Origin of the sequence: Chitinophaga oryzae, assembly GCF_012516375.2 — a bacterium.
GTDB classification, from domain to species: Bacteria; Bacteroidota; Bacteroidia; order Chitinophagales; family Chitinophagaceae; genus Chitinophaga; species Chitinophaga oryzae.
Genome location: NZ_CP051204.2, coordinates 874,496 through 893,496, shown reverse-complemented (window position 1 = coordinate 893,496; position 19,001 = coordinate 874,496). Strand labels below are relative to the sequence as shown.

The window sequence follows — 19,001 nt, the reverse complement described above, 5'->3', positions numbered from 1 at the left end:
CATCCCGAAGAATCGGGATGAATTATTTACAGTGAACAATGAAATTCTTCTATATCGTTTTTTATTTATTGGCTGTTGAATAAGAGTACGGGAAAGCCGCCGGCTGCGTACCTCTTGTTTTTTCAGGGGTAGCGCCCATACGGAATACCAGCTTACCGCCTTTCTGCAGGTCCTGGTGGCTGATCCAGTTTTTCGTATAGGGCTGACCGTTCAGCGCCGCCTGTTGCACGTACAGGTTTGTGGCACTGTTGCCTGGCGCTTCGATCACCATTTTTTTGCCGTCTTCCAGCGTCATGGTGAGTTTGGCGAACAGGGGAGTACCCAATACATATTGCTGTGTGCCGGGGCATACCGGGTAGAAGCCCATAGCGGAGAACACGTACCAGGCGGAAGTCTGCCCGTTGTCCTCGTCGCCACAGTACCCATCGGGCGTAGCTTTATACAGGCGCTCCATTACCTGGCGGATCCAGTACTGGGTTTTCCAGGGCTGGCCTGCGTAGTTATAGAGGTAAATCATGTGCTGGATCGGCTGATTACCGTGCGCATACTGGCCCATGTTCATGATCTGCATTTCGCGGATTTCGTGGATGACGGTGCCATAGTAACTTTCATCATATACCGGCGCCATTTTGAAAACGGAATCCAGCATATTGGTGAACGATTCGCGGCCGCCCATCAGGTTAGCCAGTCCCTGTACGTCATGAAATACAGACCAGGTATAGTGCCAGCTGTTGCCTTCCGTGAAAGCGTCGCCCCATTTGAACGGGTTGAACGGTGCCTGGAAGCGGCCGTCTTTATTTTTGCCGCGCATCAGTTTTGTTTCCGGGTCGAACAGGTTGCGGTAGTTCTGGGACCGTTTGGCAAAACGGGCTATTTCTTCCTTCGGCCTGTTCAGCGCTTTGGCCAGCTCGTAGATGGTAAAATCGTCATAGGCGTATTCCAGTGTACGGGCGGCATTTTCGTTCACGTCCACATCGTAGGGAACGTAACCCAGCTCGTTGTAGTATTTCACGCCTTTGCGGCCTACAGAAGAGAGCGGGCCTTCGTTTTCCGTGTTTTTCAGGATCGCTTCGTAGAGGGTATTGATGTCATAGCCCCGGATACCTTTCAGGTAAGCGTCAGCGATGAGGGAAGCGGAGTTGGAACCGATCATACAGTCACGGTGACCGGGGCTGGCCCATTCGGGCAACCAGCCGCTTTCCTTATAGGAATTGGCCAGGCCTTCCATGATATGTCCGCTGAGGGAAGGATACATCAGGGTGAAGAACGGATGTACCGCGCGGAAGGTGTCCCAGAAACCATTGTCGGTAAACATATAGCCGGGCAGCACCTGTCCGTTGAACGGGCTGTAATGCACCACTTCGTTTTTCGCATTGATTTCATAGAATTTGCGGGGGAACAGCATGGTCCTGTACAGGGATGAGTAGAAGGTGCTTACCTGTTCGGAGGTACCGCCTTCCACAGACAGGCGGCCCAGCTCTTTGTTCCAGCTGTCTTTCGCTTTCCGGCGGGTAATGTCGAAGCCGTCTTTGCCTACTTCACGCTGGAGGTTGAGCTCCGCCTGTTCAAAGCTGATAAAGGAAGAAGCTGTTCTGGCTACCACCTGTTCACCTTTTTTTGTTTTGAAGCCCACCACGGCACCGGCATGGTCTGCCTGCAACTCCAGCTGGTCTTTCAGCAGCGTGGAATCGCGCCATGCGGTGGCCACAGTGAACGGTTTATCAAAATAGATAACAAAATAGTTTTTGAAGTTGGATGGTACGCCACCGCTGTTTTTGGTGGTATACCCCATGATCTTTTGTTCTTTGGGCAGGATCTTAATATAGGACCCCTTATCAAATGCATCCACCACTACAAAGGCACTGTCCGTAGCTGGGAAGGTAAAACGCAGTTGAGCCGCGCGCTCTGTAGGCGTGATTTCTGTTGTCACGTCCGCATCTGCCAGGTATACGCTGTAGTAGTAGGGTTTGGCTACTTCCGTTTTATGGGAGAACCAGCTGGCTCTTTTGTTTTGATCGAATTTCAGCTTACCGGTAACGGGCATCATGGCAAACTGGCCATAGTCGTTGATCCAGGGAGAAGGTTGGTGTGTTTGTTTAAAGCCCCTGATTTTGTCGGCCGTGTATTGATAGGCCCATCCGTTGCCCATGGCGCCTGTTTGCGGCATCCAGAAGTTCATGCCCCAGGGCAGGGCGATGGCGGGATAGGTATTACCGTTCGACAGGCTTACTTTAGAATCGGTGCCCATCAGGGTGTTGACCCATTCCACCGGTTCAGCCACTTTGTACACTGTCTGGCTTTGTGCGCCATGCAGGCACAGTAAAGCAGCTGCCAGCATTCCAACTTTTTTCATATTGTGTGGTTGTTTCTTCATAAATCAATACCCGGCAGGTCAGACAGGGACTGGAATTTTTCCTGCTTAGACAGCGGTATTGCTTTACGCGCAATTATTAGAAAAATCGATTTAGCATCTGTACAGAAAAAAAAGATTCACCGAATCCTTTCCCTGTTTCCGGGGTCTTCCATACGCACTTCCCCCGGAAACAGTTTTTAAATGTATACATATTTTTGGATCTATCGCAGGTATTATCCTTTTTTTTGCCGGAAAAGGGATAAACGGTGGGCCGGCTATCTCCCTGGTCAGCAGGTAAGCGCTGCAACGCAGTGCGGCGGCCGGCTCTTATGCCGATCCCCGCACAATAAACCGTCCCGGCAGCTCCACAGCAGGATTTTTGACAGGCGCCGGCTTTTTGCCCAGCTGCTGCATGAGCATGGCGATAGCGGTTTTGGCGATGCCTTCTATCGGTTGTTCTATCACGGAAATACCCGGCGGATACAGCCGGAAAATATCATGGTCATCGAAGCAGATCACCGACAGGTCGTCAGGCATACGGAGGCCTAAGCTGGCGATGGCTTCCAGGCCGAGGATACCGAGATAGTTGGTGGCAAAAAATATCGCTTCGAGATCGGGATTGCTTTCAATAAACTGCTTCATCTCCCGGAGGGCGTCTTCCCGGAGTTTATGATACTTCAGGTGCAATACATGTTTCTTCCGCAGGGGCAGGTGGTGCTCTTTAAGGGTAGATACATACCCGCGCAGGCGTTCCTGCAGCTGTATCAGTTTTACGTCTACCGTAACAAAGGCGATACGGGTGAAACCCTTTCCTATCAGGTGTTTCATCCCTTGCTGCACCCCTCCGAAGTTATCAATCAGCACATAAGGCGCCTTGATAGCCGGAAAATAGCTATCCATCAGCACAACAGGCTTATGATGCTGTACCAGCTGCTGTATTTCTTTTTCCATACCGGGCGCAGGAGTAATCAGGTAACCGTCCACCATCTGCCGGCCGAGCATACGTATCAGCTCTCCGCCTTTCTGGGCATTGTTTTCCGTACTGCAGTACACCACGTTGTAGCCCATCAGTTCCGCCTCTGTTTCGATGGTTTTGGCCAGGCTGGCAAAGAAGCTGCCAGAGATACTTTCCACGATCAGGCCCAGTGTTTTGGATTGTCCGGTGCGCAGGTTCACTGCCACCCGGTGGGGCTCGTAACCGGATTTCTCCACTACCTGCATAATTTTGGCCGCCACCTCATCCCGTATCCGCATCTGTTTTCCCTTCCCGTTGAGTACAAAAGATACTGTAGAAGGTGCCACACCGGCCATTTTAGCGACATCCTTGAGCGTAAGTCTCTTCATTCGTGCTTGTTAGTTTGATTGGTTTTCCGTTACATCGCCGCCTAAGGTTACAGGTTTAGTTGCCGGGTATGGGAAGGGATGCACGGGGCCGGAAATTACAAAAAACTGTTAAAACATTCCAAACTCTCCGTAAAATGGGTATCTTACAGCAGCACGGCCGGGCATGTGGATACTATCAGCCCTGTAATATGCGTTATACAAATATTAGTAAAATATAAGAACCGGCGTATGTGCCAATTACAACTGGTATTGTAGCCAACTTGTGACATTTTAATACGCAATATGAAGCAACTCACCCATCTTACTGATCCTGTTTACGTTAAACCTTCACGGGAAACTGTATTCGACAGGCTTTTCAAGTCAATGATCCGTGACGAGCGCGATCTTCCCTTTGTATACCTTACTTTGAAAATCACTTTCACCCTCTGGCCGCTGGCGATCCTGATGTACTGGCCGGGCGTCAATAACTGGCTTTGGTGGGCCGCCGCTATTGCGTACCAGTTTTTCAACAACATTACCTTCAAAGGCCCCTTTGGCCTGATGCTGCACTGTACCAGCCACCGCGCTTTCTTTGAAAAGAAATACGGCTTTCTCAATAATTACCTTCCCTGGGTGATAGGCCCGCTGTTTGGGCAAACACCGGAATCCTACTACTCCCATCATATCGGGATGCACCACCCGGAAAACAATATGCCTGATGATGACAGCTCCACCATGACGTACCAGCGCGACTCTTTCCGGGGCTTCCTGCATTATCTCTGGTCTTTCGTGACTTTCGGCGCTTATGATACAGCGAAGTATCATATCCGCAAAAAGAGAAATAAACTGATGGTGAAACTGATCCGGGGTGAAATATTATTCGCCGCCGCCTGTGTAGGCCTCTCCTTCATTAATTTCCCGGCTACTTTTGTGGTGTTCATCCTGCCCTTTATCATCTCCCGTATTATCATGATGGTGGGCAACTGGGCGCAGCACGCTTTTATTGACGCTGACGATCCGGACAACTGCTATAAAAACAGTATTACGTGCATCAATACCAAATACAACCATAAATGCTGGAATGACGGCTATCATATCAGCCACCATGTAAAGCCCAGCATGCACTGGACAGAACATCCCGTGTATTTCCGTAAAACGCTGGATGAGTATATTTCCAACGACGCCATCGTATTTGACGGTATCCACTTCCTCCATGTATGGTTATGGCTGATGACCAAACGTTATGACCTGCTGGCCAAACATTTTGTCAACATCGGCGACAGGTTCCAGACAGACGCGGAAATCATCTCATTCCTGAAACAACGTACCATGCCCATCAGCACCGTGCCCGATACCGCTGCTGCGGTCGCTGCATAAGTACATGCATTATTATATTATCCGGTAATATACCAGGTGCCCTGTCCAACAGCAGGGCACCTGCCTTTTGACGACTGCCGGCCGGGCTTTTTCCCCTTGCCGGATGGCAAAAATTAACACTTTATAACATTACTTTCTTTTCCGGCGCCCCTCCTTACAGCCCCAAAACAGCCACCACATTGAGCTTCCTCCGAAAAGGAGAAAGTTATGCCATATAATCTTAATGAATATGCTTATCTATAACAATAAGTAACTAAATTTGCGCTCTAACTTTTTTTATTAAAGTAAAAAATATGCGTACTGTTACACTGAAAAGGGTTGTGGTTACCGGCATGGGAGCGCTAACACCTATCGGGAATGATGTAAACACTTTTTGGAGCAATCTGAAGGCAGGCGTGAGTGGCGCCGGGCCCATCACTAAGTTTGACACCACAGAGTTCAAAACCAAATTTGCCTGTGAAGTCAAAGGTTTTGATGTGGAAAAATATATGGAAAAGAAAGAGGCCCGCAAAATGGACAACTTCACGCAGTACGCGATGGCAGCTGCCCATGAAGCCGTGGCAGATGCCGGCCTCGACAAGGAAGGAATTGATAAAACCAAAATAGGCGTGATCTGGGCTTCCGGAAACGGCGGCATGCTCACGTTCGAAGAACAGATCGTTGAATTTACCCAGGCCAACTTTGTGCCTAAGTTCAACCCGTTCTTTATTCCCAAGCTGATCTGCGATATCGCTGCAGGACAGATCGCCATGAAATACGGTTTCATGGGTATCAACTTCTGCACCGTGTCTGCCTGCGCTTCTTCCACCAGCGGCCTGGTAGACGCTTTCAACTACATCCGCCTTGGTAAAGCCAACGCCATTGTTGCCGGCGGCTCTGAAGCACCGGTAACCCGTGCAGGCATCGCCGGCTTTAACGCCCTCAAAGCACTGTCTACCCGCAACGAAGATCCGGAACATGCTTCCCGCCCGTTCGATACAGAACGCGACGGCTTCGTTATGGGTGAAGGCGCCGGCGCTATCGTCCTCGAAGAATACGAACACGCTATCGCCAGAGGTGCTACCATCTATGGTGAAATGATCGGCGGCGCCATGACCTGCGACGCCTACCACCTCACCGCCACCCACCCTGAAGGCCTTGGCGCCAGACTGGGTATGGAACAGGCACTGGAAGACGCCGGTGTAAGCACTACCGACGTAGACTATATCAACTCCCACACCACCTCCACCCCGGTAGGTGACGTGAGCGAGCTGAAAGCCATCGTAGCTGCCTTTGGTGACCACGCTGAAAAAGTAAACATCAGCGCCACCAAGTCCATGACCGGCCACCTGCTGGGCGCTGCCGGCGCTATCGAGGCCATCGCCTGCATCAAAGCCACACAGGAAGATATCGTTCCTCCTACCATCAACACCACTGTGCTGGGCGAAGGTATCCCAACCAACCTGAACCTCACCCTGGGTAAAGCACAAAGCCGTCCGGTAAATATCGCCATGAGCAATACCTTCGGTTTCGGAGGTCACAACGCCATCGTGGTATTTAAAAAATACACCAAATAAGCAGGTAACTGCTCAGAAATAGCTGTCAGCGAAGATCTTCCAAAAAAGGTCTTCGCTGCTCTTTTTTTATACCTCTTCCAATTCGTAATTCGTAATCCGTAATTCGTAATTATGCCGTAGCTTAGTAGTTTAATATTATGGCAAAGAAAAAAGAGAATGTAACCGCCGCTCCCGCTCCGGAAATCATGGCAGATGACCAGATTGAAGTATTTGGCGCACGGGAGCATAACCTGAAAAACCTCGACCTGCAGTTGCCCAAAAATAAGCTGGTTGTCATCACCGGCATCAGCGGAAGTGGAAAATCCTCCCTGGCTTTTGATACAATATATGCTGAAGGACAACGCCGTTACATGGAAAGTTTTTCCGCTTATGCCCGCCAGTTTATCGGCGACATGGAAAGGCCTGATGTGGACAAAATCACCGGTCTTTCGCCCGTTATTTCCATAGAACAAAAAACCACCAATAAAAACCCGCGCTCCACTGTAGGCACCATCACGGAAATCTATGACTTCCTCCGCCTGCTCTTCGCCCGCGCCGGTCAGGCATACTCCTACAATACCAACAAGCGCATGACGCGCTTCTCGGAAGAAGAAATACAGGAGCATATTTTCAGACACTATCCCAAAAGGAAACTCGTGATCCTCGCACCCATGGTGCGCGGCCGTAAAGGGCACTACCGCGAACTGTTTGAACAGGTACGCAAACAGGGCTATCTCAAAGTACGGGTAGACGGCGAAATACTCGACCTGAAAGAAAGAATGCAGGTTGACCGCTACAAGATCCACGATATCGAACTGGTGATAGACCGCGTACAGGTACAGGAAGATGCCCGCACCCGCATCAGCCAGAGCGTACAGAAAGCCCTCACCATGGGCAAAGGCCTCATGTTTGTCATGGACAACGACACCAACAAGGTGAGCCAGTACAGCAAACAACTGATGTGTGAAGAAACCGGTATCTCCTACGAAGAACCGTCGCCCAACACATTCTCCTTCAACTCGCCCTATGGCGCCTGCCCCCGCTGTAAAGGCCTCGGCACCATCTACCAGATCGATATGGACGCCATCATCCCCGATGAAAGCGCCTCTATCGAAAGCGGTGGCCTTAAACCACTGGGCGAAGCCAGGGATACCTTCACCTACAAACAGGTGCAGCAGCTGGCTAAAAAATATAAATTCTCCCTCACCGGACCTATCTCCGCTATCCCCGAAAAAGCCCGCAACGTACTGCTGTACGGCGATGAAAACGGGAAGCTGGAAGTAGACCTCTCTTTCGACGAGAACTCAGACACCACCAAATATTCCACTGAATTTGAAGGCGTGGTCAACACCGTTCGCCGCTACTTCAATGACAGCAGCTCCGACCACGTGCGCGCCTGGGCCGAAAGCTTCATGGCGCTCAGCACCTGCCCGGAATGTAATGGCGCCCGCCTGAAAAAAGAAAGTCTCTACTTTAAGGTAGATGAGAAAAATATTTCCGAGCTGGGCAACATGGACCTGGACCACCTGTTGAACTGGTTCAGCAACATCGAAGACCGCCTCGAGAAAAAACAAAACGCCATCGCCAAGGATATCCTCAAGGAAATACGCGAACGCCTCGGGTTCCTGCTCAACGTGGGCCTGAACTACCTGACGCTCAACAGGCCCACCCGCACGCTCAGCGGCGGCGAATCGCAGCGTATCCGCCTCGCCACCCAGATAGGCTCCCAGCTGATGGGCATCACCTATATCCTCGATGAGCCCAGCATCGGCCTGCACCAGCGCGACAATATGCAGCTGATCGACGCCCTCCGCAACCTCCGCGAAATGGGCAACACCGTGATCGTGGTAGAACATGACAAAGACATCATGCTGCATGCCGATCACCTGGTAGACATCGGTCCGGGCGCCGGCAAACACGGCGGCCAGATCATCGCTCAGGGCACGCCCAACCAGATACTCAAACTCAACACTCCCACCGCTGGTTACCTCAACGGTAAACGCGCCATGGAAATACCCGCCGAACGCCGCAAAGGCAACGGCAACAGCCTGGAACTGAAAGGCGCTACGGGCAACAACCTAAAAAACGTCAACCTGAAACTGCCCCTCGGCACTTTCATCTGCGTAACAGGCGTTTCCGGCAGCGGCAAATCCACGCTGATCAACGAAACACTGTACCCGATACTTTCCAAACATGCCTATGACTCCAAAGCGGTACCCATGCCGTATAAGAGCATCAAAGGCCTGGAACATATCGATAAGGTGATAGAAATAGACCAGTCGCCCATCGGCCGCACGCCCCGCAGCAATCCTGCCACCTACTGCGGCTTCTTCACCGATATCCGTACGCTCTTCGCCTCCGTGCCGGAAGCCAAAATCCGCGGATATAACGCAGGCCGCTTCTCTTTCAACGTGAAAACAGGCCGCTGCGATGTTTGTGAAGGCGGGGGCATGCGCGTTATCGAGATGAACTTCCTGCCGGACGTATATGTGCACTGCGAAAAATGTAACGGCCGCCGTTATAACCGCGAAACGCTCGAGATCCGCTACAAAGGCAAATCTATCTCCGACGTGCTGGACATGACGGTAGACGAAGCCGTGGAATTCTTCCAGGCCGTTCCCTGGATACACCGCAAAATCAAAACACTGCAGGACGTAGGACTGGGATACATCACCCTGGGCCAGTCTGCCGTGACCCTCTCCGGCGGCGAGGCACAACGTGTGAAACTGGCCACGGAGCTGTCCAAGAAAGATACCGGCAAAACCATCTACATCCTCGATGAGCCCACCACAGGGCTGCATTTCCAGGATATCGTGCTGCTGCTCAAAGTGCTGAATAAACTGGTGGACCGCGGTAATACCGTACTGGTGATAGAACATAACCTCGACGTTATCAAAATGGCAGACTACATCGTGGACCTGGGCCCCGAAGGCGGCGCCGGCGGTGGCACCATCCTCTGTACCGGCACGCCCGAACAGATCGTCACCTGTAAAGACAGCCATACCGCCCGATTCCTCAAAAAGGAGCTGGGAATTTAATATCTTGCCAACCGTAAACCAAGGAATGAGAACGTTATACCAGATATTACTTGCCTGCGCCGTGCTTGCCGGCATGATCGCCTGTGAGAATGAAACCAAGGTGTGCGACCAGGCACTCCGGGCAGATTTCCGCGTGCGTTTTCAGCGTGATTCCGCCCGCCGGATAAACGATACCACCATCCTGCATAATGTACGCGATACCATTATGCCCAAAGTGTCCGTTTATGCCATCAACAACGGCGTTAACATGGACTCCCTCTACAAAAAGGAACCGCTGAAAGAGATCTTTCTGCCCTTTTCACCGGTGGCAGATAGCTGTATATTCGCCCTGCGCGTGGATTCCACCCTTACGCCGGATACCCTCAGGTTTAAATACTCACGGACCAAAAAATTCATATCGCCCGGCTGCGGATTCGGTACCACCTTTACGCTGGATACCGTTTTCACCACCCGGCATACCATCGATTCTGTAGTTATTAATTCAAAGGCAGTCACCAGCAGTAATGATACGCACCTTACTTTGTTTTTCTTTAATCAGTAGTATCCTGTTGGGCTTCGCCGCACAGGCACAAACACCGGCCCAACCGGCAGCCGCTAAAACTGCGGCCGCCAAAACAGATACTACCCGTAAACCGGCGAAAGACACCACGGCCATCATACCCGTGAAAGACAGCGTCGTACACATGCAGGGAGGCCTCCGCGTGGGGCTGGACCTGAGCCGCATCGTGACCTCCATCTATTATCCCTACCGGAAAGAAGGGACCGCCGTAGCTGATATCCGCCTTAACAGCAACCTGTATGCTGCCGCGGAAATAGGGTATACCAATACCCCGTACAGCGATAGCAACTACACCTATAAAGGCAGTGGTATGTTCATCTCCCTCGGGATAGACTATAACTTCCTGAAAAGACTGTACCCCTCCGAGAAAAACATGTTCTTCGGCGGTATCCGGTACGGATTCTCTCACCTCACCTACGAGGTGCCGACCTATAAAATAAGTGACCGTTACTGGGGCAACAACCTCTCTGGCTCCGTGCCCAAAACCAATGTCAATGCCCACTGGGTGGAACTGGTACTGGGCCTTAAAGCAGAAGTGCTCAAAAACTTCTTCCTGAGCTGGAGCCTGCACCAACGTGTCATGATCAACAACGTCAAGTCCGATGAATTTACCCCGCTGGTAATACCCGGCTTCGGCAGCGGCTCCAAAAAATCGGTATTCGATATGCGGTACACCGTATCCTACCTGTTCCCGCTCTATAAGATAACGGAACATGTAAAGCTGCCGTTGAACGACAAAGACAAAAAGAAAAAATAATTACGAATTACGGATTACGAATTACGAATTGAGGGCTGCCTTTTGGAATGGTTATTAATAAACCGCTCTATAAGGAAGCCCTCAATTCGTAATTCGTAATCCGTAATTCGTAATTGATTTAAGGTTTTACCATCTCGATATGCGGGATACCGTCTTCCATATAGGTATCGCTGGTCTGCTCAAAACCCAGCGATGTATAAAAACGGTGCAGGTATTGCTGGGCGCCGATTTTAATAGGTCCTTTACCATAAGCTTCTTCCACGGCGGCAATAGACTTTTTTATCAGCTGCCGGCCCACGCCGGTACCCCTGGCCAGCTGTGAAGTGATCACCCGCCCGATAGACGCCTCGGCATATTTAATACCAGGTCCGAACAAACGGGTATACGCCACCAGCTGCCCATCCGCATTACGCCCCATAAGATGCAACGCCTTCTGGTCGGAATAATCCAGGTCCTGATAAGCACACTGCTGCTCTACCACAAATATCTCACTGCGCAAATGCAACGCTTCGTACAATTCCTGTACAGTCAGTTCTTCAAATGCTTTAATTGTCCAATTCATCTTGTAGCCGGTTTATCATAAAAATACTGGAAGCTTTCAATATTCCTGCTATTTTTATAGGCGATATAAAGCCTCTTTAGCCCAATCAGGAAATCATGGAAGAAACAAAGCGCCCGTTCCTCTCCCTGGAACATATCACCGTAAGATATCTCGACAAAACACTTTTCGACACCCTCAACTGGGACATACAGCAAAACGAACAATGGGCCATCACCGGCCCCAGCGGCTCCGGTAAAACAGCGCTGCTCAATACCATCCTTGGTAAATTCAACATCATCAATGGTGGCATCCGCTATCATTTTTACGATGACTGGAGAAAAGAAAACACCGTCACGGACCCGTACTTCAACTACCGCAACCTGATAGCGCTGGTAGGCCACCATCACACTTTCCGTAATTTATCCAATACTACTACCGATTTCTACTATCAGCAGCGGTTCAATAGTATGGACGCCGACAATTCCCCCACCGTCAGCGAATATCTCGAAATCACGGAGGTACCTGACCTGGTGAAGCCGCTGAAAATAGCGCCGCTGATGGAAAAACGGTTGATCAAACTGTCCAACGGGGAGACCCGCCGCGTGATGATCGCCCGCGCCCTGCTGCAAAAACCGCAGCTGCTCATGCTCGACAATCCCTATATCGGGCTGGACGTGCAAACGCGGAAGGACTTCTCCGAAATGATCAATGAAATTATCCGCAACGGTTCCATCGTGCTGCTGGCGACTTCTCCAACAGAAATACCGGAACACATTACCCATGTGCTGACGCTGGAAAACGGCGCCATCACCGGTAAATATACCCGCAGCGAATTTGTTCAGCTACCGCTCCCACAGGTGCCGGACCTCCCGCTGCCAGCCATGGAAACGCAGAAAATAGCCGCTATCCTGCAACGGCACCAGCCGGCTTCCTTCGAAACCATCGTCAAGATGGAAGACGTGCGCGTAAAATATGGCGAAAACATTATCCTTGATCAAATCAACTGGACGGTAAAACCCAACGAAAAATGGGCCTTGCTGGGCCATAACGGCGCCGGTAAATCCACCCTGCTGAGCCTCATCAACGGCGACAACCCGCAGGCGTATGCCAATAAACTGTGGTTGTTTGACCGCCGCAGGGGCACCGGCGAAAGCATCTGGGACATCAAGAAAAAAACCGGTTTCGTATCCCCGGAGCTGCACCAGTATTTTACCTCCCGCGATAACTGCCTGCAGGTAGTCTGCTCAGGCTTCACCGACATCATCGGCAGCACCAAGCCGGCTACCCCGGAACAAACCGATATTGCCAAAGCGTGGATGGAAATACTGGAAATAGACGAGCACCAGAAAGCGCCGTTCAAACAAGTCCCCGAAAGCGCCCAGCGCCTTTGCCTGCTGGCAAGAGCCCTCGTCAAAAACCCACCGCTGCTGATCTTCGACGAACCTTGCCAGGGGCTGGACCAGCAACAGAAACAACATTTCAAAAAAGTTATCGAAATGCTGTGCGACCATATGCCGGTAACGCTAATCTATGTAACGCATTACGAAGAAGAGTTGCCCGGTTGCGTTGATAAGTTCATCCGCCTCGCCAACGGCAGAACCATTTGATTATTTGGATATTTATATATTTTATTATTTGATTTACGGATTTGAAGATTTTTTGATTTTGGGATTTAGGGATTTTTGATTTTGGGATTTCAGGAAGATCTGGTCATTCATTAATTCCCCAAATCTCTAAATCAAAAAATCCTCAAATCCGTAAATCAAATAACCAAATATATAAATGTATAAATGAAAAAATAGTTGGATCTTCGCCAGGAATCGTTAATCACCATAATCCTTTCCTGATGCACCCAACAAAACGGCTATTGGCTGTAGTAGCATTATTTGTTTCCCTGGTGGCACTGTCGCTGATCAGCGGCTGCCGGACCACCAAAAAAGAAATGAACCCCGGATTCGCGAAGTATATTGACGCCTATACCGCCGGTATCATCTCCAAGCAAAGCCCCATCCGCATTCAACTGGCCGGGCAGGTAAACGTGACGCACACCCAGAACGAACCACTCGATAAGGAGGTGTTCGACTTTTCCCCTTCCATCAAAGGGAAATCCTACTGGGTAGACGCCACCACCATCGAATTCAGGCCCGACGAGAACCTGCAACCCGGTAAGACCTATCAGGCTAATTTCAAACTCGGCAAGATCATGGATGTGCCTTCAGAACTGAAATCGTTTGATTTCGAGTTCAAGGTCATCAAACCATCTTTCTCGCTGGAGATGTCTGGTCTGAAAGCCAGTACCAACACCACACTGGATAAGATGAACTTCACCGGCGCCGTGTATACCGCCGACGTGGAAAATCCGCAGGCCATCGAAAAACTGATCACCGCACGCTATGGCGGCAAAACGCTGCCCATCACCTGGCAGCATAACGCCGGCGAACGTACGTCGAAATTCACCATCCCTAACATAGACCGTGCTAATATCGCCCGAAACCTGGAAGTCAGCTGGGACGGCGGCGCCCTCAAAGTGGACAATAGCGGTAAAAAAACCGTAGAAGTCCCCGCCGTAGGCGATTTCAAGGTACTGGACGTAAAGGCTATGTCTGATCCGGAACAGCACCTGCTGGTGCAGTTTTCCGATCCTGTCAGCGTAGCGCAAAGCCTCGAAGGCCTCATCGGTATCAGCGGCCAGGGCGACCTCCGTTACACCATCGACGGCAGCGAAGTAAAAGTGTATTCGCCCGTTCGCCTCGAAGGCAGCTACAATGCTGTGATCAACGAAGGCGTGATCAATATCACCGATAAGCGCCTCGGCAAATCCTACAGCTCCAACGTGAATTTCGAGAATACCATGCCGGCCGTAACGATTCCCGGCAAAGGCGTGATCCTCCCCGAAAGCAATAAACTGGTGATGCCGTTCGAAGCTGTCAACCTCAACGCGGTAGACGTCACCATCATCAAAATATACGAGAACAACGTACCGCAATACCTGCAAACCAATAACCTCGACGGCGATGCGGAACTACGTCGTGTAGGCAAACCCGTGGTAGAAAAAACCATCCGGCTGGATACCGACAAATCCGTTAACCTCCACAAGAAAAACCGCTTCTTCCTCGATCTTGATAAATTGCTCCGCACAGAACCCGGCGCCATCTACCGCATCACGATCGGCTTCCGCAAAGCCTATGCGCTGACGGCCTGCACAGAAGCGAAGAAGACTGACAGCACCAGCACAGGCGGAGACGGCGAAGAAGCCGAAGAAGAAGATGAAAGTGAGTACTACGGTTACAGCAACAGCGGGAACTTCGACGAAGACGACGACTTCTGGAACCGTTATGACAGCTACTATCCATACGGATACAACTGGAACCGCCGCAACGACGCCTGCTCCAATTCCTACTACAACAAAGACAAATGGGCGTCCCGCAACGTGATATGCTCCAACATCGGCCTGATTGCCAAAAGAGGCAATAACAACAGCATGTTGGTAGCGGTAACGGATATACGCGACACAAAACCGCTCACCGGCGTGGAACTGGAACTGCTCGATTATCAGAACCAGGTGATCTTTAAAACCAAGAGCGACGGGGAAGGCCTGGCTACCTTTGACCTCAAACGTAAGCCTTACCTGCTGATCGCGAAAAAAGACAATGAAAGAGGTTATCTTAAACTGGACGACGGCAGCTCCCTGCCCCTGAGCCGTTTCGACGTACAGGGCGAGGAGGTGCAGAGCGGCATCAAAGGATTCCTCTACGGAGAAAGAGGTGTGTGGCGCCCCGGCGACTCCATCTACCTGACATTTATGCTGGAAGACAAAGACAAAAAACTCCCGGCAGATCACCCGGTCACCCTGGAGCTATACAACCCTAAAGGCCAGCTGTACAAGCGCATCAACCAGCATGAGAACCTGAACGGCTTCTATAGCTTCGCCACCGCCACCCAACCGGAAGATCCTACCGGCAGCTGGGTAGCGAAAGTGAAAGTCGGCGGCGCTACCTTCCAGAAAAATGTGCGCATCGAAACGGTGAAGCCTAACAGGCTGAAAATAAAAATGGACTTCGGCAGCAATACCGCCCTGTCTAAAACCGGTACCGCCGGCAACCTCTCGGCCATGTGGATGTTTGGCGCTACTGCCCAGCACCTGAAAGCCAAAGTGGACGTGACGCTCGTACAGGCTTCCACCAGCTTCAAAAACTTCTCCGGTTTCACCTTTGACGATCCGGTAACACATTTTGAAACAGAAAACAAAACCATCTTCGAAGGCCCGCTGAGCGAAACAGGTTCCGCACCCATAAAAACCGATTTCCAACTCGGTAAACTGGCGCCCGGACAGCTGAAGGCCAACTTCGAAATAAAAGTGTTTGAACCGGGTGGCGATTTCAGTATCGATCACTTCTCCATGCCTTACAATCCATTTACCTCCTACGTGGGATTGCGGCTGCCACAGGGCGACCGTACCACCGGCATGCTGCTCACCGATCAATCACATACCGTTGAGATTGTGGACGTAGACGACAGGGGCAACCTCACCGCCGGCACCCGCGAAGTACAGGTAGAACTGTATAAAGTTCGCTGGAGATGGTGGTGGGACCAGGGAGAGTCTGAATACTCCAACTTCACGCAGGACAGCTACAACCAGCTCCTGACCAAGGAAACCGTTACCCTGAACAACGGTAAAGGCCAGTGGTCGCTGCGTATCAACCAGCCTGACTGGGGCCGTTATCTTGTGCGTGTAAAAGACCTGCAGAGCGGTCACACTTCCGGTAAGTCCGTCTACATCGACTGGCCGGGATGGGCAGAGCGTATGCAGAAAGAAAACCCTGCAGAAGCAGCCATGCTGGTATTCACCTCCGACAAACAGCACTACAAGGCAGGGGAGGACGTTAACCTCACCATCCCGAGCAGCGCCGGCGGCAGAGGCCTGATCAGCATTGAATCCGGCAGCAAGGTGCTCAAAACTTTCTGGATCAGTACCCAGCAGGGACAAACCACGTTCCGCTTCAAGGCAGAAAAGAACATGACGCCCAATATATACGTCAACGTTACCCTGCTGCAGCCACATGCACAAACGATCAACGACCTGCCGATCCGCATGTATGGCACCATTCCCATCACCGTGGAAGATCCGGGCACCATCCTGAAGCCCGTGATCAGCATGGCCGACAAGCTGAAGCCGGAATCGGAGGCCAATATCACCATCAGTGAAAGCAACGGTAAACCGATGACTTACACCATCGCCATCGTGGATGAAGGCCTGCTGGACCTGACCCGTTTCAAAACGCCGGACCCGCACAGCTCCTTCTATGCCCGCGAAGCACTGGGCGTGAAAACGTGGGACCTGTTTGACTTTGTAGTGGGCGCTTACGGTTCCGACCTGGAACGTATCCTGAGCATCGGTGGTGACGAAGGCCTGAATAAAAACGCCGGCGCCGCCAAAGCCAACCGCTTTAAGCCGGTGGTGAAATTCATGGGACCGTTCTATCTCAAGGGCGGTCAGAAACAAACGCATAAATTCAAATTGCCGCCGTATATCGGTTCCGTAAAAGCCATGGTGGTAGCCGGACAAGAGGGCGCCTACGGTTTTGCGGAAAAAGCCGTGGCGGTGAAGAAACCGCTCATGCTGCTGACGACCGCTCCCCGTGTACTGGGACCGTCTGAAACCATACAGGTGCCGGTGACCGTGTTTGGCCTCGAACCGAATATCCGCTCCGCCAATGTGACCATCAGTACCAGCCCGCTGCTGGAAGTGGTAGGCGAAAGCACCAAAACCGTAACGTTCCCGCAGCCCGGCGAACAAATGGTTTACTTCGATGTAAAAGTGAAACCGCAGACCGGTATCGCAAAAATCAAGGTGACCGCCAGCAGCGGCGCCGAAAAAGCGGAAGAAGCCATCGAAATGGACGTCCGTAATCCCAACCCGCCGATTACTAACGTTATCGAATATACGCTGGAACCAGGCAAAAACTGGAGCTCCGCCTTCAGTCCTGTAGGCATGGCAGGCACCAATACCGGCGTGCTGGAGATTTCCACCATCCCGTCGCTGAACCTCGGCAAACGCCTGCAGTACCTGATCAGCTATCCGCACGGCTGCGTCGAACAAATTACTTCCGGCGTATTCCCGCAGCTGACGCTCAATCAGCTCATGGACCTGAAAGAAACCCAGCTGGCAGAGATAGACCGCAACGTAAAAGCCGGCATCAACAGGCTCAAAGGCTTCCAGGCTTCAGATGGCGGTCTCAGCTACTGGCCGGGTTACGCACAGTCCGACGAATGGGGCACCAACTACGCCGGTCACTTCCTGCTGGAAGCTCAGGCCAAAGGATATACGCTGCCACCGGGCCTGCTGGACCAGTGGAAAAAATACCAGCGTAATAAAGCCACTACCTGGGCGCCCAACACCCAAAACTTCTATGGCGGCGACCTCACACAGGCTTACCGCCTGTACCTGCTGGCACTGGCCAAAGTGCCCGAAGTAGGCGCCATGAACCGGCTGAAGGAATTCAGATATATTTCCACTCCCGCCAAATGGCGGCTGGCAGCCGCTTACAAACTGGCAGGCCAGCCGGAAATAGCGAATTCGCTGGTACAAAACCTGACCACGGAAGTGAAACCGTACAGCCAACTCGGAGGCACCTTCGGTTCCGACCTGCGCGACAAAGCCATGATCCTTGAAACACTCACGATCCTGGGCCAGCGTAACCGCGCAAACGAGCTGGTGAAACAAATCGCTATCCACCTGTCTCAAAACGACCAGTGGTACAGTACACAAACCACCGCTTATGCGCTGATCGCCATCGCTAAGTTCTGCGGCAGCAACAAAGGCAGCAGCAAGATGAACCTGAGCTATACGCTCAACGGCGCTAAAGGCAACGTCAACGGCCAGTCATTTGTAACACAGGTGCCTGTTACCTTTAATGGTGCACAAGGTAACGTGAGCGTGCAGAACAACGGACAAAACGTACTGTACGTACGCCTGATCCTGCGCGGACAGCCGGAAGCCGGACAGGAACCGGTAGCCAGCAACAACCCCGACATACTGGACCTCCAGGTACGCTACAGCACCCGCGACGGCAGACCGCTGGATCCGGCCACACTGAAACAGGGCAGCGACTTCATGGCGACCGTCACGATCAAAAATCCGGGTAAACGCGGCTATTACGAGCAGATGGCACTGTCACAGATATTCCCGTCAGGCTGGGAAATCCTCAACACCCGCCTTATGGACAACGACAGCAGCTTCCATACTTCGCCGCTCACGTACATGGATATACGCGATGACAGGGTGTATACTTACTTCAACATCGAGGAAAACAAAACCCACACCTACAATGTGTTGCTCAATGCCGCATACCTGGGACGATACTATCTCCCGGCCGTTTCCTGCGAAGCGATGTATGACAATAACATCCACGCTTTTGTGCCTGGTAAATGGGTAGAAGTAGTGAAATAAGACCGATATTTCTTTAACGCAAAGCGGCCATCTCCTGAAAGAGATGGCCGCTTTTTTACGTCAACTGG

General features: G+C 51.6%; 10 protein-coding genes. 7 read left to right on the top strand and 3 right to left on the bottom strand.

Annotated features, from left to right (window positions below; all coding sequences use genetic code 11):
* Nucleotides 1-61: 61 nt before the first annotated feature.
* A complete protein-coding gene (locus HF324_RS03750) occupies nt 62-2,353 on the bottom strand; it encodes a GH92 family glycosyl hydrolase (RefSeq protein ID WP_168861929.1) in 2,292 nt (763 codons plus the stop codon).
* A gap of 327 nt (nt 2,354-2,680) precedes the next feature.
* Entirely contained in the window at nt 2,681-3,697 is a 1,017-nt protein-coding gene (locus HF324_RS03745; protein ID WP_168861928.1) for a LacI family DNA-binding transcriptional regulator, read from the bottom strand.
* Nucleotides 3,698-3,979: 282 nt separating this feature from the next.
* On the opposite strand from HF324_RS03745, the gene HF324_RS03740 reads away from it, so the two are divergent.
* From HF324_RS03740 to HF324_RS03720, 5 genes are all read left to right on the top strand, one after another.
* Nucleotides 3,980-5,053, top strand: a complete 1,074-nt coding sequence (locus HF324_RS03740) for a fatty acid desaturase family protein (RefSeq protein WP_168861927.1) — start codon at nt 3,980-3,982, stop codon at nt 5,051-5,053.
* Between the two features lie 293 nt (nt 5,054-5,346).
* On the top strand, nt 5,347-6,609 hold the full coding sequence (gene fabF / locus HF324_RS03735; protein ID WP_168809657.1) for a beta-ketoacyl-ACP synthase II: 1,263 nt from the start codon (nt 5,347-5,349) through the stop codon (nt 6,607-6,609).
* A gap of 137 nt (nt 6,610-6,746) precedes the next feature.
* Nucleotides 6,747-9,626, top strand: coding sequence for an excinuclease ABC subunit UvrA (gene uvrA, locus HF324_RS03730; protein ID WP_168809655.1), 2,880 nt, complete (start codon nt 6,747-6,749; stop codon nt 9,624-9,626).
* Nucleotides 9,627-9,651: 25 nt separating this feature from the next.
* Nucleotides 9,652-10,167 (top strand): DUF6452 family protein, encoded by a 516-nt coding sequence (locus HF324_RS03725; protein ID WP_168809653.1) that lies wholly within the window; start codon nt 9,652-9,654, stop codon nt 10,165-10,167.
* Nucleotides 10,130-10,942, top strand: coding sequence for a DUF6048 family protein (locus HF324_RS03720; RefSeq protein ID WP_168861926.1), 813 nt, complete (start codon nt 10,130-10,132; stop codon nt 10,940-10,942). Before HF324_RS03725 ends, HF324_RS03720 begins: the two co-directional genes overlap by 38 nt.
* Nucleotides 10,943-11,060: 118 nt before the next feature.
* Here HF324_RS03720 and HF324_RS03715 read toward each other — a convergent pair whose 3' ends face one another.
* A complete protein-coding gene (locus HF324_RS03715) occupies nt 11,061-11,504 on the bottom strand; it encodes a GNAT family N-acetyltransferase (protein WP_168861925.1) in 444 nt (147 codons plus the stop codon).
* A 95-nt stretch (nt 11,505-11,599) separates the two neighbouring features.
* Between HF324_RS03715 and HF324_RS03710 the strand changes: the two genes are divergently transcribed.
* On the top strand, nt 11,600-13,090 hold the full coding sequence (locus HF324_RS03710) for an ATP-binding cassette domain-containing protein (RefSeq protein WP_168809647.1): 1,491 nt from the start codon (nt 11,600-11,602) through the stop codon (nt 13,088-13,090).
* A gap of 239 nt (nt 13,091-13,329) precedes the next feature.
* Nucleotides 13,330-18,933 (top strand): alpha-2-macroglobulin family protein, encoded by a 5,604-nt coding sequence (locus HF324_RS03705; RefSeq protein WP_168861924.1) that lies wholly within the window; start codon nt 13,330-13,332, stop codon nt 18,931-18,933.
* The last annotated feature ends 68 nt before the right edge of the window (nt 18,934-19,001 follow it).